Source organism: Methylobacter sp., assembly GCF_036845245.1.
Lineage (GTDB): Bacteria > Pseudomonadota > Gammaproteobacteria > Methylococcales > Methylomonadaceae > Methylobacter_A.
Genome location: NZ_DAIUEH010000009.1, coordinates 23527 through 43264 on the forward strand (window position 1 = coordinate 23527; position 19738 = coordinate 43264).

The 19738-nt window shown below is 48.8% G+C and carries 14 protein-coding genes; 12 read left to right on the forward strand and 2 right to left on the reverse strand.

Annotated elements, in window-relative coordinates; genetic code table 11:
- Window positions 1–273: 273 nt before the first annotated feature.
- The 9 genes from V7051_RS05835 (at window position 274) to V7051_RS05875 (ending at window position 10803) form a co-directional block, all read left to right on the forward strand.
- Complete coding sequence (locus V7051_RS05835) at window positions 274–732, forward strand: rhodanese-like domain-containing protein (RefSeq protein ID WP_333874000.1); 459 nt, start codon at window positions 274–276, stop codon at window positions 730–732.
- A 124-nt stretch (window positions 733–856) separates the two neighbouring features.
- On the forward strand, window positions 857–3382 hold the full coding sequence (locus tag V7051_RS05840; protein WP_333874001.1) for a DUF1549 and DUF1553 domain-containing protein: 2526 nt from the start codon (window positions 857–859) through the stop codon (window positions 3380–3382).
- 35 nt (window positions 3383–3417) lie between these two features.
- On the forward strand, window positions 3418–4863 hold the full coding sequence (locus V7051_RS05845; protein WP_333874002.1) for a DUF1501 domain-containing protein: 1446 nt from the start codon (window positions 3418–3420) through the stop codon (window positions 4861–4863).
- 132 nt (window positions 4864–4995) lie between these two features.
- Window positions 4996–5439 carry a hypothetical protein gene (locus V7051_RS05850; RefSeq protein WP_333874003.1) on the forward strand — a complete coding sequence of 148 codons (444 nt, stop codon included), beginning with the start codon at window positions 4996–4998 and terminating at the stop codon, window positions 5437–5439.
- Window positions 5440–5476: 37 nt separating this feature from the next.
- Window positions 5477–6055: a peroxiredoxin gene (locus V7051_RS05855; RefSeq protein ID WP_333874004.1), complete on the forward strand. Its 579-nt coding sequence runs from the start codon at window positions 5477–5479 to the stop codon at window positions 6053–6055.
- Window positions 6056–6150: 95 nt separating this feature from the next.
- The gene (locus tag V7051_RS05860) at window positions 6151–6789 is read left to right on the forward strand and encodes a c-type cytochrome (protein WP_333874005.1); all 639 of its coding nucleotides are present in this window, start codon (window positions 6151–6153) and stop codon (window positions 6787–6789) included.
- 196 nt (window positions 6790–6985) lie between these two features.
- Window positions 6986–8659 carry a PepSY domain-containing protein gene (locus tag V7051_RS05865; protein WP_333874006.1) on the forward strand — a complete coding sequence of 558 codons (1674 nt, stop codon included), beginning with the start codon at window positions 6986–6988 and terminating at the stop codon, window positions 8657–8659.
- A 219-nt stretch (window positions 8660–8878) separates the two neighbouring features.
- Window positions 8879–10054 carry a sigma-54 interaction domain-containing protein gene (locus V7051_RS05870; RefSeq protein ID WP_333874007.1) on the forward strand — a complete coding sequence of 392 codons (1176 nt, stop codon included), beginning with the start codon at window positions 8879–8881 and terminating at the stop codon, window positions 10052–10054.
- Between the two features lie 530 nt (window positions 10055–10584).
- Complete coding sequence (locus V7051_RS05875) at window positions 10585–10803, forward strand: Sec-independent protein translocase subunit TatA (protein ID WP_333874008.1); 219 nt, start codon at window positions 10585–10587, stop codon at window positions 10801–10803.
- A gap of 371 nt (window positions 10804–11174) precedes the next feature.
- On the opposite strand, the gene V7051_RS05880 is transcribed toward V7051_RS05875, so the two are convergent.
- A complete protein-coding gene (locus V7051_RS05880; RefSeq protein WP_333874009.1) occupies window positions 11175–12227 on the reverse strand; it encodes a sterol desaturase family protein in 1053 nt (350 codons plus the stop codon).
- Between the two features lie 835 nt (window positions 12228–13062).
- Between V7051_RS05880 and V7051_RS05885 the strand changes: the two genes are divergently transcribed.
- From V7051_RS05885 to V7051_RS05895, 3 genes are all read left to right on the forward strand, one after another.
- A complete protein-coding gene (locus V7051_RS05885; RefSeq protein ID WP_333874010.1) occupies window positions 13063–14493 on the forward strand; it encodes an arylsulfotransferase family protein in 1431 nt (476 codons plus the stop codon).
- Window positions 14494–14541: 48 nt separating this feature from the next.
- Window positions 14542–15012 (forward strand): cupin domain-containing protein, encoded by a 471-nt coding sequence (locus tag V7051_RS05890; protein ID WP_333874011.1) that lies wholly within the window; start codon window positions 14542–14544, stop codon window positions 15010–15012.
- 172 nt (window positions 15013–15184) lie between these two features.
- A complete protein-coding gene (locus V7051_RS05895; RefSeq protein WP_333874012.1) occupies window positions 15185–16777 on the forward strand; it encodes a hypothetical protein in 1593 nt (530 codons plus the stop codon).
- Window positions 16778–17616: 839 nt separating this feature from the next.
- On the opposite strand, the gene ilvD is transcribed toward V7051_RS05895, so the two are convergent.
- Window positions 17617–19470 carry a dihydroxy-acid dehydratase gene (gene ilvD / locus V7051_RS05900; RefSeq protein WP_333874013.1) on the reverse strand — a complete coding sequence of 618 codons (1854 nt, stop codon included), beginning with the start codon at window positions 19468–19470 and terminating at the stop codon, window positions 17617–17619.
- Window positions 19471–19738: the final 268 nt, after the last annotated feature.

Consider the following 19738-nt stretch of genomic DNA (forward strand, 5'->3'; position numbering starts at 1 on the left):
CATATAGCCGCAGCAACTGTTACTGGACTGCTGTATTAATAACAGTTTATTTGAGAATTTATCAGTCTTATAGCTAGGGCAGAGCAGGTTAAAAGTTGGGGAGTAAAATATTATTTTAATAATCAATTAATTAAGTTCTTTTCCAATTGTCTATTATCAATTGAATGTAATGTTTATGATGGTGGCATGATAGATGCTTATATTACATTGACATCCAGTGTGCACGCGCATTTCATGCATTTTTAGTAATTAATTAAGAGAAAGATAAATATTATGAAGATACCATCGAAATTGATATTGTTTTTAATGATTCTGGTGACACCCGTTGCGTTTGGGGCTGCTCATGATCATGATAAAAAGTCAGAGGCTCCGGCTGCTGCAACAGAATATAAGTACAAGACTCCAAAGCTTAATCGCGCTCAGTTTGACGCATTGCTGGCTAATCCAGAGCAGTTGGTTATTATCGATGTACGACGTCCGGATGAGCTATCCACAAAAGGCGGATTTCCAGTCTACCTAAGTATTCAGGCTAAAGAGATTGAGAATAGCATAGCGTTTATTCCAAAAGATAGAAGCATTGTTACTGTGTCGAATCACGCTGGCCGCGCAGGCGCTGCGGCTGATTTATTATCGGTAAAAGGCTTTAAAGTCGTTGGTGCGGTAGGCGCGCAGAACTACGAACAAGAAGGCGGCAAGTTGACTAAAGTCGTTCCGCCTGAGCCGAAGAAATAGTCAAGAATTACAACAAATAAGTCGACGACTATAAATGTGAAGATTCTGAAAGGCCGATCTCTGTTGCCTTTCAGGATTGGTGAGGTCAGAGATGGTCTCAGTATTTGGTTTTTGGAGGAAGTCTATGAGCAAGAAAATTTATTCTGCCATTCTCTTTGGGCTCTCGGTGATGGTAATCGAAGAGTCTGGAGCAGTAGTGGATCGATTCAGCAATCCTGTTGGCGTTATAGGCGAGAGTAAACAGGCTGATCTTTTTAACAGCCCGGTTAGTCAAATAGGAGTTCAAGCAGCATCTGCTGCTGTAGAGGCTAAGCAAGCTGAGCCCACAGCAACGGAAAACAAACAAGTTGCTGCAGATACAGGTGCGGCACAGGCTGCGCAGTCACCGCAAGCGGTACAGTCGGCAGTGACGGACAATAAAGTGGTTGCCACGGCTGATGCAACAGCACCGAAGAAGTCAAAACATTGGGCGTATCAGCCAATTAAAGCTCCGGCTCAACCAAGCGTTAATAATAAAAATTGGATACGGTCACCGCTTGATGCGTTCGTGTTGGCGCCTTTGGAAGCAAAAGGACTAACTCCTTCACCAGATGCTGATCGTGCAGCCTTTGTGCGTCGTGCAACACTCGATACATGGGGAGTTATTCCTACTCCGGAGGAAGTTGCGGCTTTTGTAAGCGATACGTCTCCGAATGCATACGAAAATTTGGCGGATCGCTTACTGGCATCGCCTAAGTACGGTGAGCGTCAAGCGCGCCGTTGGCTGGATCTTGCGCGCTATGCGGACAGTTCAGGTTTTACTAATGATGAGACGCGTGAGAGCTTGTGGCGTTATCGAGATTATGTAATCAATGCCTTCAATCAGGATAAGCCCTATTCCCAATTTGTCTCAGAGCAGTTAGCTGGGGACGAAATTGCACCGGGCAATCCAGACGCATTGATTGCTACCGGTTTTTTGAGGAGTTATCCGGATGATAGCAACTCTCGTGATCTGGTCCAGAAGAAATTTCAAAACACAACCGATATTACCGATACAGTGGGCGAAGTATTCCTGGCGCAGACGGTGGGTTGCGCGAGATGCCATAATCACAAGTTCGATAATATTTCTATGAAAGAGTATTACTCGCTTCAGTCTTTCTTTGCGAATGTTCATGCGGTGGACAATATCCCAGCATCAAAAGGACAGATCGAACGCAATTACGAAGCAGAATGGCATAAGTGGGAAGAGGCAACCAAGGAGATCAAGGCTAAGCAAAAAGCTCTGCTCGATCCTATCAGAGAGGCGGGTAGAAAATATAACTACGAACGTTTTTCTCTGGCTACACAAGCAGCGCTTAATAAACCCAAAAGTGAGTGGACACCTGATGATCGTTGGGTAAATCATCGTTATGATGATAACGCTAAGGATGACGATTTGGTGGCTTACTATACGGATAATTCGGATAAGTCGGCCAAAAATTACAATCCCGAATATGCTGAAAAAGCGAAGCAGTATAAAGAGTTAGACAAGGAATTGAAAAAATTCGATAAGCTCAAACCCGCCGGTGGTTCCACCACCATTTCAGCGGTCACCGAACTTGGGCATACTGATGCGCCACCGACTTATGTGCGTTTTGCTGGTGTTTTCGATCGGCCAACAGAAGAGGTACAACCTGGGTTTATTGCCGCCATCAATGATGAGAAACCCGCTATTGAATCTTTATCGTTTTCATCAGGACGTCGTGCGGCTCTGGCCAAATGGATTGCTAGTGCAAATAATCCACTGACCGCAAGAGTCTATGTGAACCGTGTATGGGGTCAATATTTCGGACGCGGTATCGTGGAAACGGTCAGCGATTTTGGTAAGGCAGGGAAAAAACCCACGAATCCGGAATTACTGGATTATCTTGCTGACAACTTTATTAAGCAAGGCTGGAGTATTAAGAAGCTGCATCGTGAGATTCTCTTGTCTAGCGTATATCGTCAATCTTCCGATTATCGTGAAGAAGTAGCGAAAGCAGATCCTGAAAACAAACTGTTGGCTGTATTCCCCAGACAGCGTTTAGAGGCCGAAGAGATTCGCGATTCGTTGCTCGTAGCATCAGGTAAGCTGGAAGGCAATGTTGGCGGACCGAGTGTGTTTCCTCCTGTGCCATCTAATCTAGGCGCGGGTGATAAATGGAAGGTTTCGAAGGATCCTCACGATCAAAATCGTCGCAGCCTTTATATCTTTACCCGACGCAGTGTTCCGTATCCATTGTTGCAAACATTCGATATGGCCTCGGCGCAACAGGTACATAGTAAACGTGACGTGACGACCACCCCGTTACAAGCACTTGCATTGTTTAACAGCGATACCGTGTTCGAATGGTCTCAAGCATTAGCCGGTAGAGTAATCAGTGAAGCAGGTAGTGATGAAACGGCTCAATTAAATAGGCTCTATCAAATTTTGTTTTCACGTTTTCCAAATGATGCGGAAAAAACAGCTTTGATAGCATTTTTGGGTAGTCAGGAAAAAACTATCTTGGAAAAGGCGGCAACCGGCAAGTTCGCGGTTAGCATTCCGACTGGTTTGAAGGATACAAAGGTATTGAATCCTGTAAGGGCTGCTGCTTTTGTTGACTTGGTACATACAGTTGCGAATTCAAACGAATTCAGTTACCGGTTTTAATGACATACATTACTTTCTAAATAGGAAAATGCATCATGAACAATCAATCGCGTAGAGATTTTTTAGTCAAAACAGGATATGGTCTGGGAGGGCTTGCAGTGAGCGGTTTGCTGCCAAGTGGAGGGATTTTTTCATCTGCGATGGCAGCTGATTTGGTTGACCCCCTTGCGCCTAAGCAGCCCCACTTCCCCGCCAAAGTCAAATCGGTAATCTGGTTGCACATGGACGGTGCGCCTAGCACTTTGGACCTTTATGATTACAAACCAGAATTGATAAAACTTGCTGGTCAGGAGATTCCAAAATCTTTCATGGAAGGAATTAAAGAAGGTGTGCGAGGAGGAACGGGTAAACTTTTTGCCACCAATCGGACCTGGAAACAGCATGGAGAGAGCGGTGCTTGGTTTTCCGATCTGCTGCCTAATCTGTCTCAGCATGCCGATAAGATAGCCTTCATCAAGTCCAGCGTGACCATAGGTGCTACCCACAATATTTCGATTCTTAAGTTGAATACCGGTGATTTGAATCCTGGTCGCCCATCGTTGGGTGCATGGGTGCAATACGCTCTGGGTACTGCCAACCCTGATTTGCCGGCCTATGTTGTCCTTTACAATGACAAAAAGGAACCAACTGGTGGGTCTATCAATTGGAGTTCCGGTTTCCTGCCGGCCGTATACCAAGGTGCCGCTTTTCGTCCGGGGGATTCGCCAATTCTCTTCTTAGATCGCCCCGAATTGGTTGCAGCATCACAACAGCGCGGTGCTCTGGATCTGCTGAAGCGTTTAAATGAACAGAGTGGGGCTCGCTATCCGGAAGACACGGAACTCAAAGCACGTAATCAATCATACGCGCTAGCAGATCGTATGCAGACTACTGCGCCGGAAGCTGTCGATCTGAAGAAAGAATCCGATGCCACCAAAGAGCTTTACGGCTTGAATGACGAAGGTAGCAAAAGTTATGGAGAAACCTTGTTGCGGGCGCGGCGTCTGGTGGAACGAGGTGTGCGCTTCATACAAGTTATCTCAGGACCGCAGGAAGTTGCCGGCGACAGCAGAAACTGGGATGGTCATACCAACCTTGAAGAGAATCACAGCAAGCATGCTAGAGCCGTGGATAAGCCTATCGCCGGACTCCTTGCTGATTTAAAGGATCGTGGTTTGTTGGATTCGACCTTGGTGGTGTGGACTTCGGAATTTGGTCGAACTTCATACGGTCAAAGCGGTAATGGACGTGATCATAATCCATGGGGTTACACACAATGGCTTGCTGGTGGTGGCGTCAAAGCGGGGACGACGTACGGAGCAACTGACGAAATCGGCTTGCAAGTGGCGGATAAAAGCTTAGCGGTTGATACCTATGATCTACATGCCACTGTCCTTCAGTTGATGGGGTTAGATCACCTTAAAACGACTTTCCTACATAATGGCCGCTCGGAGCGTCCTACTGTTGTTTATGGAAAGGTTATTAAGGAACTTATAGCCTAAGGTTGAAACCCTGTCATATTGACTGGGGATATAAATATAGCCCGGATGGAATAGGCATTCCGGGTTATGTTTGTGCCATTTATTTTCTAAAAAATAACCTGAATGTGACAATCTAATTGAACAGTTGTGTGCATGGGGGAACAGCAGGCGGCATGGAAACGAAACCGCCTTCTTAAGGATCAAAATAATATGCGTAAGATGTTTAAACTTTGCGGAATTTTGTTTGTACTGGCATGCAGTGCTGTCTATGCTGAAGCCGAATTCGATTTCGAAGAGTTGATGGAGTCTATAGACAACAACTCTCATAACCTACAGGGCAATATCGTCAACAAAGATACTAATGCAACCATTGCCCTTGCCAAAAAAATGCAGAGTGATTTCAAACTGGTCGAAGGTTTCTTTGAAAAAAGAGGCAATGCGGCTGACGCGGTAACTGATGCCAAGCGATACGAGGATATGGCTGCCGAAATAGTGAAATTTGCGGAAGCGAATAATTTCGAGGCTGCCTCAAATAAGGCCATTGAAATATCGAATTCTTGCGACGACGCATGTCACGACACTTATAAGCCACTTTAAAATTTCAAATCTTTCTTTAAATTTAAAGAGTACAACTATGAAACGTTTTCTATTGAGCTGCCTGTTGTCAAGCGCAATCGCGCTTCCTGCCGTCGGTGCATTACCGGAGGGCCATCCTGCCCCGGACTTCCAGACGCAAGCCTCTCTGGCCGGAAAGGCCTTTAGTTATTCGCTGCAAGATGCGTTGAAAAAAGGTCCGGTCGTGGTCTATTTTTACCCGTCGGCCTATACCGGCGGCTGCAATATTCAAGCCCACACCTTTGCGGTCAATTATGACAAATTCACCGCCGCCGGGGCATCAATTATAGGCGTGTCGCTCGACAGTATCGACAGACTCAATGAATTCTCCGCCGATCCTGAGTTTTGCGGCGGTAAGGTTGCGGTTGCTTCCGATATCGACGGCAATATCGCCAAAACCTACGATTTGACGATCAGGGATGCGGCACCTGGGAAGAAGGATACCCGCGGGGTTGACATTAACCATGGATTTGCCGAACGCACCACCTTTATCGTTAAGCCTGACGGCAAAATTGCCGCCACATTGACCGGGCTTAAACCGGCCGAGAATGTCGAGAAGTCGCTGGAAATCGTGCAACAGCTTGCGGCTGCGAAGTAGGCATGCAGTTATCGCCTTTGATGTCGCGGAGGACGGCTTGTTCCGGCCGACAGCGACAAAAGCATCTGACTCACAGATGTTGGAAGCGAAATTCTTTGCTTATCGTCAGCACTTTTGCGCTGCTTGCTTCTGTAAAGGGCATGGCGGCCGAGGAGAATGCGGAAACAGTCTCACGACGTATCGGCAGGGGCAACCCCGGTATCGGCCAACAGCAGTCCGAGGCCGGGCGTTGCGAGGGATGTCACGGTGCGGACGGCAATAGTTCCGACGCCAAGATTCCCAATCATGCGGGGCAGTATGCCGCTTACTTGATTAAGCAACTGGGAGATTTCCAGTCGGGTGCGCGCAAACACGAAATCATGACCATCATGGCCGAAGATTTAAGCACTACCGACATGGCGGATATTGGCGCTTATTTCGCGGGCCGGAACATCATGAACGGCGACGGTTCCGGTGACCGTCAGTTGGGCAGGAATCTGTTCGTTAACGGCGATCCGGCCCGGGGCATTCTGCCTTGCGCGGGTTGCCACGGCGAAAACGGTAAGGGCGGCATTGCCGGTAATGTGGTTTACCCGGTGATCGGCGGGCAACGCAATGTTTATTTGCGCGCTCAATTGGTTAATTGGAAATTGGGCGAGCGTAGCAATAGTCCGGGCGGCGTAATGAATGCAGAGGCCAAGTCGTTGAGCGATGACGAAATCGAAGCGCTGGTCGATTATATTTCCGGGCTGTAGCGTAACTATTGTCTCGCTCTCACGTAGCGCGTCAATGCGATTAAGTTAAGAAAAATATTAATAGAGTAGGGCGCGCCGTGCGCGCCTTTCCCTATGCTTAAAAAACAGTGCTATCCCTTTGGCGCGCACGGCGCGCCCTACGGTGGCGAGAACTTTGTTCACTATTTCCCCGGTTTTTATTTTTGAGAGAGCAACAATGAAGTTTCTGAATCGGCTGTTATATCAAGTCCATCGCTGGGTTGGTCTGGTGCTGGCCTTGTTCATGTTTTTCTGGTTTTTTACCGGCTTGGTGATCATGTATTCCACGCCGACCACGCAAAATCGCAGTCAGCAACTCGCGCACGCCGAAACATTGGCACCACAGCTCGACTGGCTGAGTTTGGGCGAGGCTTGGGATCGCAGTGCCGGACAACGCAAGGCGGCTGCGGATAAAACTAAGGCCGGCGCGGAACGTAAGCCCAAAGAAGCCGGTGCAGACGGCAATGTTGGTGTCGGTATCGCCGATGCCCGATTAGTGCGTAGTGCCGGAGAACCGCTATGGCTGGTCGAAGATAGCAGCGGCCAGCGCTTCGCCTTGTCGGCAATTGACGGTTCATTGCGTCAAACGTCGGCGGATCAGGCATTGAAAATTGCGGAAAACTGGTTTAAAGATAATGATGGCGGCGTTATCAATGCAAGTTATGTAGAGACCGTTGAAAATCCGGTTATTCTGCGCAACCAGGAAGCCTTGCGTCCTTTCCATCGCATTGCGGTCGGCGACGGCGGCGAGTTGCTGATCTCCGCGCGTACCGGCGAAGTATTGCATGCGTCCACGCGTATGGACCGGGTGTTCTACTGGGCCGGTAACTGGCTGCATTTATTTAAGCCGTTGGAGTCTATCGGCTTGGGCAATATCCGCCATGATGTACAACTGTGGCTGGGCTTGCTCGCTACGATAGCGACATTGGCCGGCCTGATTATCGGCTGGCTGCGCTGGCGGCCCGGTTTCGGCGGCAAGCCGACCTATTCCGAAGGGCGCACCCAGCCTTATCGCGAATTCTGGTTTAAATGGCATTTCTGGAGTGGGCTGATCGGCGGTACTGTGGCACTGTTTTGGGCGCTCAGCGGTTTTATCGATACCAATCCCGGAAAACTGTTTTCACCGGCCAATCCCAATCAACAGGAAATAACGCGCTATTTGGGAACCGGATTACCCGAGACAATGCGTTTGTGGCAACCGGTTCTGCCTATTCTATTGGCTACGGCTGTCGATGGCTCCGATGTTGTCGAGCTGGGCTGGAGAAGCTTGGGCGGTGAAGCCGTGTTGCTGGCTCATGCTCGTGACGGACAGCGCTTGCCGCAAACACCGGACGGTACCTCGCCGCAGTTCAGCGAAGCGGCGTTATTGGCTGCCGTGGAGCGAGTAGCCGGTAATGCTAAAGTGGAATCCAGGACGGTCCTGACTGAATACGACAGTTACTATTATCCCAGACACCATCAAAGTCTGGTGGAGAAGCCGCTGCCGGTACTGATGGTGAAACTGGCCGATACCGCCGGAACCCGCTTTTACCTGGATCCGCAAGACGGAAGGCTGCTTGCCAAGCTGGACCAAAGTACGCGTATTTTTCGCTGGCTATACTCCGCGCTGCATCACTGGGATTTCGGCTGGCTTTATTACCGGCCGCTATGGGATCTCTGGATGTTGACCTGGGTATCGTTCGGACTGGTGCTGGGCGCAAGTTCGCTGGTAATGGGCTGGCGACTGCTGAAAAAAACCTTTGCGCCTAAAAAACGTGCGGTTCGCCGCACGCCGGTGGTCGCCGGTAAAGTGGGCAAGAAAAGTGATGAAACGGATTTTACGCGAATTAAGGAGCCGGTTATTGATGCGTGACATCGATTTTAAAGATATACAAATCTAATAATATCGTTTTATTACGCATAACAATTGTCCTAAGATAACTGCCAACGTTGACGGAATAACATGATCCACTCTGTTAACCCGATTTAATTGTAGTTGTTTCGTAAACTCAGTGATTTGATCTAAATCCAGATGACGATCCTGAAAAGGGTTGAACTACCCATTTTTTGAAATGCAAACGAGTACATTATTATGGATACACTTTTAGGTCGCAATATCGCCGGCAGCCAAGAGGAACATGCCTCGACACTGCTGGCCTTTGATGAATTGCAATCGCGTTCGTTGTCGCTCTCTGTTCGGGCAACGGCCCTGGTTTTTGAAGACCCCGTTTCCCGTCGCCTGCTGGAACAGATCGAGCGCATTGCACCTAGCGATGCCACCGTGCTTATTATCGGGGAAACCGGAACCGGTAAAGAACTGGTCGCCCGGCACATCCATGCCCTGAGCAAGCGCAGTAAAAATATTTTCGGCGCATTAAACTGCGCGGCTCTGAGTGAGCACCTGATCGAGAGCGAATTATTCGGTCATGAAAAAGGTTCGTTTACCGGCGCGTTGACGAGTAAAGACGGCTGGTTCGAAACTGCGGATAAAGGCAGTCTGTTTCTTGATGAAGTAGGCGACTTGCCGTTTGGCATGCAGGCTAAATTGTTGCGGGTGCTACAAGAACGCGAAGTTGTTAAGGTCGGTTCGAGGCAGCCGGTGCCGGTCGATGTCAGGATTATCGCGGCAACCAACGTCAATCTGGAAGAGGCGGTGGCCGCTTCGCATTTTCGGGCCGATTTATACTACCGTTTCAACGTTGCGACTATCCAGCTAAGTCCCTTGCGCGAACGGCCGGGCGATATCCTGCCGCTGGCAAGGCATTTTCTGAGAATTTACGGCGAGCGTTTGGGCTATGGCGAAATCAAATTGTCGCCAGCGACTGAACTGACCCTGTTAAATTACGATTGGCCGGGTAATATCCGGGAACTGGAAAATGCCGTCCATCGTGCGCTTCTGGTGTGTCCGGGTAATCGTTTGCGCCCGGAAGATTTCAAACTGTCCGGTGTCAGAAGCCTGGAACATGGGCCGTCAGTTTCAACCACGTCGTTGGAAAGCGCATTGCAACGCCTTTGCGAGCAAGCGCCGCCGAAGCTGTTTGACATTATAGAAGAGACGGTGATCCGGACTGCGTTTGAATTTTGCGAGGAAAACCAGGTTCAGACTGCACGTTTATTGGACATCAGCCGTAATGTGCTTAGGCATAAGCTGGGACTCTACGGCATGCTGCCGAATGCGCAGAAAAAACTATCAAGTGCTCTCTGTGATGTGGAAGTCGGAGCCGCGACCGGAACAATCGCTCCGGAAAATCTGTACCGCTTGACCTAGGGAAGCGCTGATTAAGTCTTTCTACAGGGCTCTCCTGAGCGCAGTCGAAGGGCTCAGGGCGAACGGTCAGTTATTGATTCTGTTCGTGGTGAGCTCTTCGATAAACTCAGGAGAGCCTTGTCGAACCATGAGCGGAATCGACTTAATCAGCGCTTCCCTAGTACTCAGTCAATCTTGTTTTGTGGGGCGATAATTTAATTGTGGGAGCGGCTTTAGCCGCGATTGTCGCGGCTAAAGCCGCTCCCACATAGCCTTCTTCACTCGACATTATAAATTTGACTGAGTACTAGTTGTGCCCTTCGGGGATAAACCGGTTTTTCCAGATTAGCTATGAAACTGCCGATTTGCGGTTTTATTACCAGGTGTTGCTGTTCGATCAGGGACAACGGCCGGATAATGTTTGCAAACACTGCAATGTTATCGGTTTGTCAGGTATGAAAGAAATCTGCAACGTAACAAGTAAAGGCCTTGAATCACAAGGTCTTCAATAAATATGACGTTGTCATGCAACGTCGCCATTGGAGTTGGAAATGGGTCTTAGCGTTACTCACTTATTAGTTGTACTTGCCATCGTCACGGTTGTGTTTGGCACTAAACGTCTGCGCAATATAGGCACAGACCTGGGCGGGGCCATTAAAGGCTTTCGCACGGCCGTGGCAGAAGGCGAGCACGATCCCGCCGCCGAAAATAAGACTGAAGTCATTGAAGGTGAAATCACTGCGAACGACTACAAGGATTCAGCCCGGTAGGATGGGTAGAGCAATGCGAAACCCATCGCTTTAAGATTGAGTCATGATGGGTTTCGGTTGCTTCTGTCCTGCCGGTGTAATAAACCGGCTTGCGCTGTGACCGGTGTAGGATCAATGTTTGTGGGGGCACCAGCCGCCTGACCACATTGGCCGGTTTCACAGCTGCCGCCGCATTAGAATCAACAATCCAAACTCCCGATCATACGTTTCAGTGACATACTTCAACGTCGGTTTATAGCCGATATCGAACAACGCCTTGTCCCGGTCGGCATGGGGGATTTCAAATCTTCCGGCCCCTCAATCTCACGCCACCACACCGGGAAAATTCCGCTCATACAGCCGTTGGACCGCCGAGCGATTGGCTGTGATGGCTAACAAAGCGTAAAAGATCCCCGCATGAAAGAACGGTTGGAATCGTTTGCGTGCTGGCGGATGTATTTATCGCCATAAACCATCCGGATGATTTCCCTTTTCGCTTCCAGCCAGTCGCAAAGCTCATTCCCAGGCTTAAAAGCGCGTTTTTCCGCTTTGTAATAAGCCGCTTCGGCAATCATCGACTTAATGTTGTTCAGTTCGTATGCAGGCAAAGGTGCGGTGGGTACAGGCATTGGATTTGCCGGGGTGAATCCGAATCTCACAAGGCCTAAAACAGTTTGCGGTGAGCCGTTTTTAATGCCGATTTCCAAAGGCTCTTGTTCTGCCAATGTGCCGAAAAGACGGTCCCATATCGAAAAGACCGCGCCGTAGTTACTGTCGTGCTCATGACGTTCCGTTGAATGGTGGGTGCGGTGCAGATAGGGCACGATGACGACCAGGCCCAAATATTTCTCGCAATAAAACGAGATATTGGTGTGATGAAACATCACGAACAAGGTCAATATGGCTTCATTAGTAAGCACCATCGATTTGTCCACTCCGAGCAAGACGATATAAGCCGACTTCAGCGCGGTGATGATTAACAGTTCCACAATATGTATCCGAAATGCGGTTGAAACATTTAAATACGGATCGTTGTGATGCACTTTGTGGAACATCCACAGGCAATCGAAATGGTGACTGGCCTTGTGCCAGCAATAGAGCAGTAAATCGAGTAGCAGAAACGACAGCAGGGCTTTCCATACAGGATTGGCGATATAGTCTAATAGTCCCCGGTCTGAATAACGGTCGGCCATTATCAATAAAGGTGTCGCCGATAGTAGCGAGATAACGATACTGTTAAAAACAAACAGGCTGACATTGGTCCGATATGATTGGCGCAGCTGTTTCAGGGGCAATCTGCGTTTAGGATAGATAAGCTCAAGAGCCGACAGCACGACAAATGCAATAAGCAGGGCAAATGTCGCCAGTTCTCCCGACAGATTTGAGAGCCATGTTGAATAGAATTCAACAAAGGTGATGAGTGACGTCGTAATTTCGCTGGACATTGTCTTTACCTCGATAACTGTAAACTCGCAATGGAATCTTAAGCAAAGACAGTGACAACATGATGAAAAAAGCGTGAGCGATAATCGTTATGCTCGGTTGCTTTGCTTAAGGAAATTGCTTGATTAAAGTGCAGCAAAATATACGCCATAAAATATTTTTAGCCGGTCAAAGCCGCAAGGCGCGGCTCAATATCGCCGGGAAACCATGATTATCAAAGGTTTTGTGGGTATGAGAAGGAAATGCGATTGCCGGCGGCAGTGAAAAAAATTATATTTTTAATAGCGAGATTGCATCAGCGCGGTGCAATTGTTCTTTTTTACGCACCTTTACAACACCCAACATCGTTATCCGGGCAATTGGGATGCCCTAGCTCGATTTTTTGCCTACCAGTATAACTATCAAACGGCCTAAAGTCAGGTAGCCCCTTTTTTCAAACAACTCTAAACAATGACACATATCTGTTTAACAGACGTATTCTGTTGACTTGAAAGTCCCTACCGATCCGTGCCGCGGTCTATTTTGCAGCCCAGGCTTAAAGACGATCAGCCAATCCGGCGATATTTTTACGTGATGGATTCAATCGACAATTACTTCCGCAGGCATGGTTATTTCAGACCGCGGGCAATATGCTGATTTAAAGGCAGTAATACAACAGCTGCTATTGCTATAGCAGCAGAATATATTAATAACGATAGAAGCTAATTTTAATTAAGTGGAGAAAGCTTGCCCAGTCTCAGGCAATCGGTACCGCTTACGGTTCTCTCCTTGTTCTGGCTTGTTAATTGCTCTGCCATATGCGAGTACTTGCTTATCAATCACTAACGGAATCAATACATGACGCTGACAACTGTTTTTCAGAAGTTACCTGGCAGCCCCGGTAGCATAGCCCGGTTTTCACCGGATTTATCCAAAGCGATGCTGGGCGTGGCCGGCGTCTTGTTAACGGCTACTGTAACCGCTGCTCCCAGCATCTATCCCACCGGCACCACGCGTTACGATCCGACCAAGGCCTTCAATTCTTTCGTGCTGTTTACCGCCGGCGACAACATCGCTCACCTGATCGACCTGAACGGCAATTCGATTCATGAATGGAAAGATGCGGCCGGTCACAGCACATTGATCGACCCGACCGTAAACGGCGGAAAACTGGGTCATGTATTCGTGACACTGGAGATGACCGACGGCATAGGCACCGACTTGGTGCCGGGCCAGGTTAGCAGGAGAGTGTCCAAGACAATCGGCGAACTGGATTGGGACGGGAAAGTCGTTTGGAATTTCGGCGACAAAGCGCCCGGCGGAGCCGCCCAGCAACATCACGATTGGGCGCGCTTGCCGAACGGCAATACTGTCGTGTTGGCCAATCTCGTGCATCCGGTGAAAGGCTTTAAGCAAAAGCAGGTACTCGATGATGTCGTTTATGAAGTCAACCCGGCCGGTGAAGTGGTCTGGAAATGGATCGCGTCCGAGCATATCAACGAATTCGGCTTCAGTCCGGCCGAACTCAAACTGGTACGCAACGCCGACATAGCCGACTACCTGCATGTGAACAATCTCAAGGTAGTCGGCCCCAACCACTGGTTTGCAGCCGGCGACAAGCGCTTCGACCCCGACAACCTGCTGTTCGATGCGCGCAATGCCAACTTCATCGCGATCATCGACAAGAAGACCGGCAAGATCGTCTGGCGGCTGGGGCCACACTATAAAGCCGCCAGCGAAGAACAGGCGCAGCCGCGTAATGTGCCGAGGCCGGTCGATCAGATCAGCGCCCAGCACGATGCCCATATCATTCCTGAAGGCCTGCCCGGTGCCGGTAACTTGCTGGTATTCGACAATCAAGGTCTGGCCGGCTACCCGATGGCGGCGGTGCCAAGAACCGGCGGCTCCCGGGTATTAGAAATCGATCCGGTCAAGAACGAGATCGTTTGGCAGTATACCGGAGAAGATTCCGGCGGCCCCGCCTGGTCGTTTCGCAGCACCCATATCAGCGCGGCCCGACGCTTGCCGAACGGCAACACGTTTATAGACGAAGGCCAGAGCGGCCGGTTGTTCCAGGTGGCCCGTAACGGCGACATTGTATGGGAATACGTCAATCCTTATTTCCGTATCGGCAAGGATAAGCTGACCGGCCGGGCGACCGCCAACAATCAGCTGTATCGCGGTCAGCCGGTGCCGTACGAATGGGTGCCGGCCGGTACGGCGCACTCTGAAAAAGCGGTGGTTCCGCCTGAATTAAGCCAGTCAACTCCCCTTCCGCCGGGGCCTTGATCCGCAACCGAATCATGCAACGATTATAACTTTCACAGGAGAATTCATATGTCTCGTTTTTTCATCCTCCAACGGCTAGCGCGGTTTGCTCTGACAATCGGCTTGTTTTTATGCTATGGCTCGCTATCGGCCGCCGATCTTGATCCCAAAGCGATTTCGATCAAACTGCCCGACGACATCAAATGGGTCGCAAACCCCAGCGGTTCGGAATCCGCGGTATTAGTCGGCGACCCTTCCAAGCCCGGTCTTTATGTGGTGCTGAACAAATGGAAAGCGCATCACAACAGCAAGCCGCATTCCCACCCGAACAATCGTTTCATCACTGTGATTTCAGGCACTTGGTGGGTCGGCACCGGCACCGATTACAATCCTGACAATTTGAAACCGGTCCCGGCGGGCAGTTTCGTCACCCATTACGGCAACGAAGTTCATTACGACGGTGCCAAGGATGGCGATACGATTTTGCAGATTGTCGGTATCGGGCCGGCGACATCGACTCCGGCGGTATCGGCAAAATAACGGATTCGGAGGCGTATTTTTTAGTTTGCCTGAAAGGTTGTTATCAATTATTAATTCATATAGCATCAGGCCTAACGAATTGCCGGGGCGGCGTTATCACCGGCGGTTGAAAATTAATGTACACCTGCTCAAGTGTCTACTCTACGTTAGGCTTTATTCAGATATGATAAAAATGAAATCCGTACTCAACGACTATAGTCTTGATGGTGAAAATCAGTATCTGTACATCTTTCCAGTTGAAAGGCTAAAGATTAAAAATAAAGAAAAGGTTGGTGATGTATCAATCTACCCTGCTGGATATTTGGATATTGATGAACTGCTGAAAAATGTCTTTTATCTTGATAATGAAGAAAAAATAAAAGCAGATGAACAACTAAAGATTTTTAAAAATAACACGCTACTCGTATTTTCAGATGAAGCTTTTCAAAATTACCCATTAAGTGTTGTAAGCGATGAGCAAATAATAAAGAAAGCGTATCAGAAAGTAGACTTTATAATTGATTTTTTAAAGTTCAAGTATTGTCATTTTTCAAATTCAAAAAATCTGCCGAGTAGATTAGGACAAATTTCTACAGGCGAAACATTATTACTATTTATGGATCACATGGCAGTTCCAAGAATCATAAATAAAACAGTATTCAATAATACCTTAACCATAGGAAATGGTTTAAAAATACAAGAAGATAAAATTTTTGATGATTTTAAACTTTTCAATCATGACATTGCAGAAGTTGGAAATATTGCAAAAAACGCATTAAAAATATATTCCTCTGCTTTAGAAGAAAGCTCTGACACTAACAAGTTTATTCAAATAATGAGATTATTTGAGTTTATCGCCTTTCCAGAAGAATCGAGGAAATTTGAAAAAGTAAAAGAACAAATATTATCTCATGTTGCTAAAAATAATAATGATGCGATAAGAATTAGAGAAGAGTTTAAAGCCTATACTGGCGGGAATAACAATAACGGATTAAGAACTGAAATCATTCATAACGGAAAATTCTTAGAAGATATAGGAATATATCAAGATTCATTAGAGCGTGAATATCTATTTGATAAATTACAAAAATATCTTCATTTCTGTATTAACGACCTTATAGAGAGCTATAATAAATCATGGTCAGATATAGAGCAAATTAGGGAAGATAAAAAGAAACTTGCCGAGAAGAACAAACAGAAAAGCAACGAAGAAAACTGTGCCAAGTCGATAGTCATAATTGATGCTGATTGGCTAAGTGAGTCTATACAAAAGTATACTAAGATTTATGGAGAGATATATCCAAATAAAAACTTCAAAAAAATAAAGTGTGAGGAGTTTTTCTATCACATATTGGCAAATACGAGGACACTTGAAATAGATCGTGTATTTTTGTTTTATGTGTTCTTTTCTAAGTTAGAAAGCATTAGTCATTTTGAACAGGATATTGTTAATTTAGACAAAAAAAATTTACGTTCTGATAAATTAATTTTTCAGTTTCATATATTTAACTTATCGGAGATAAAAGAAATGATTAACGGTATTAGCAAAGTTGTATCTTATGTTGGGCAAGATAAACTACAAAACTCACTGCATTTTAAAAACATTGTTTTTTGTGGCGACAGAACAGAATATACAGATGTGCTGAGAAATACTATTTCAAATGGCAATCAAAACATTATTGCTATAAGAGATTCGTACATTATGGAAATGAACATTGACGTTCCTTTTTTTCATGTTGGTCGACTAATTGGATTTAGTTTAGGCTTAGCTCAGCACGAATTGTAGTCATGCTAGGCACGTTGCCCAACATTTTGCTATCCGTTGGCGGAGCGTTCGTAGTCCAGTAGGCCGGAATAAGCCGGTTCGAGCGGTAGGGAAAACCGGCGTTTCCGGCAAACATCAGCCAAACTTAACCACGTTTTGTTTCATTTTGACAAGAAGCTGAGCCGCTGGGCAAAGCGAAAATACAAGAAGCTTAAAACTATTGCACAAGCGCTGAGGCGATTAAACGCTTTTAAGTCAAGAAATCCAAGGGCGTTTGCCCATTGGTAGGCTTAAGGTTGAATGATAAGAGCCGGATGAAGCGAGAGTTTCACGTCCGGTTCTGTGAGAGCCTCAAGGGGCAGTTCCTTGGGGCTACTCGACCTGGCTTTTAAAAGAGGCGAAATAAATTATGGACATAAATAATGATCTATCATCACCACGCGTCCCAATTAATACCTGTGAAGGCCTGTTTGAAAAATTGAAATGGGATAATTGTGAACTTGAACAGGGTTACGCTGGTTCCCAAGCTCCTGCTTGGGAACCCAGTGAGCAAAGCTCTAGCTTTGCGGGACGGGAAGCTGGAGCTTCTTACACTGAATTCCCAAGCGGGAGCTTGGGAACTAGTCAAACTCGCCGGAAACGCCACCTCGCGCTACGCGCTTGGATGGTCTTATTCCGGCCTACCCTCCTTTTTTCCTTCTCAGCCGTAGCTTTATCCGTATTGTCTTATGAGTTCAGCAGAGTAACCTAGATGAAGCTTTGCGGAATCCGAAGTTTCGTAGCCATCAATCATCCCGGATTCCGTTACGCTTCATCCAAACTACTCGCCTAAATCAATTCTGATAAGGCGTCCTCTGCCCTTATTTTCGTTCGACTTGTGAAACGTCCCTAATCGCCCCTTTAGCAGCCGACGTGGTCATGGCGGCATAAGCCCTGAGCGCGGCGGACACTGTCCTTTTACGGTCGACCGGCTTCCAGGCCAGCACGCCTTTAGCTTCCATCCCGGCGCGGCGTTGTTCCAGTTCTTCCACTGTGACTGCCAAGTGGATACGGCGGTTGGGAATATCGATCTCGATGGTGTCGCCTTCTTCGACCAAGCCAATCGCGCCGCCTTCGGCCGCTTCAGGTGAGGCGTGGCCGATAGAAAGCCCCGAGGTGCCGCCGGAAAAGCGTCCATCGGTCAGCAGGGCGCAGGCTTTGCCCAGCCCCTTGGACTTCAGGTAACTGGTTGGATAGAGCATTTCCTGCATGCCAGGCCCACCTTTGGGACCTTCGTAACGGATAACCACGACGTCGCCGGCGACGATTTCGTCATTCAAAATAGCGGCCACCGCAGCATCCTGGCTTTCGAAAATGCGGGCGCGGCCGGTGAACTTGAGGGCGTTATCATCCACGCCGGCGGTTTTGACAATGCAGCCATCCAGCGCAATGTTGCCGTGCAATACCGCCAAGCCGCCGTCCTGCGAATAGGCATGCGCCTTGTCGCGGATGCAGCCTTCGGCGCGGTCGTCGTCCAAGGTCGGGTAGCGCATGGATTGCGAGAAGGCAATGGTGGTCGGGATGCCGCCGGGTGCGGCACGGAAGAAGTCTTTGACCGTCTCGTCCTGGCTGCGTTGGATGTCCCACTGGTCTAGTGCCGCGGCCATGCTCGGCGCATGCACAGTCGGCACATCGCGATTGATGACGCCGGCGCGGTCCAGTTCGCCCAGAATACCCATCACGCCGCCGGCACGGTGTACATCTTCCATGTGGTATTTCTGGCTGGCCGGAGCCACCTTGGACAGGCAAGGTACGCGGCGCGAAATGGCATCGATGTCGGCCATGGTGAAATCAACGCCGGCCTCATGGGCGGCGGCCAACAGGTGCAGTACGGTGTTGGTGGAACCGCCCATCGCAACATCCAGGCTCATCGCGTTTTGGAATGCGTCGAAAGTGGCGATGGAACGCGGCAGCACAGATGCGTCGTCCTGTTCGTAATACCGTTTGCTCAGCTCGACGATGGTGCGCCCTGCGCGCAGGAACAGCTGTTTTCTATCGGTATGGGTAGCGACGATGGAGCCGTTGCCCGGCAATGATAGGCCCAGCGCTTCGGTCAGGCAATTCATCGAGTTGGCCGTGAACATGCCTGAGCAGGAACCGCAAGTCGGACAGGCGGAGCGTTCCACGGCGGCGACCTGTTCGTCGCTGATTCTGTCATCGGCAGCTTCCACCATCGCGTCGACCAGATCCAGTGCGCGGGTTTGGCCGTTCCAGACCACCTTTCCGGCTTCCATCGGGCCGCCGGACACAAAGATAGCCGGAATATTCAGGCGCAATGCGGCCATCAGCATACCGGGGGTGATCTTGTCGCAGTTGGAGATGCACACCAGCGCGTCGGCACAGTGGGCATTGACCATGTATTCCACGCTATCGGCGATCAGGTCGCGGCTGGGCAGCGAATACAACATCCCGTCGTGGCCCATAGCGATGCCGTCGTCCACGGCGATGGTGTTGAATTCCTTGGCCACGCCGCCGGCTTTTTCGATTTCGCGGGCCACCAGTTGCCCCATGTCCTTGAGGTGCACATGGCCGGGCACGAACTGGGTAAACGAGTTGGCAATGGCGATGATGGGCTTGGTGAAATCCTCCTCCTTCATCCCTGTGGCTCGCCACAGCGCCCTTGCGCCTGCCATATTGCGGCCGTGAGTGGTAGTGCGGGAACGGTATTGTGGCATGACGGACCTCGGTAGAATCTTAAAGGAATTGAAGTGGGTAAAGCCTTGCGATTCTACTTCAATCGCGCACGTAGCGCCACATGGGCCGTGCGTCGGGCTACACGAGTCTGGTAGGCGCTCGTATCGCGGCCCATTGACAAATACCAAAATAATTGGGGGTAAAGCATTCCGATGGACAATCTATTTCGAGAACCAAAATATCCAACAGGGTAAGGTGCAATATGTAGGGTGCAATAGCGTAGCGTATTGCACCGTATGGTAAAACTAT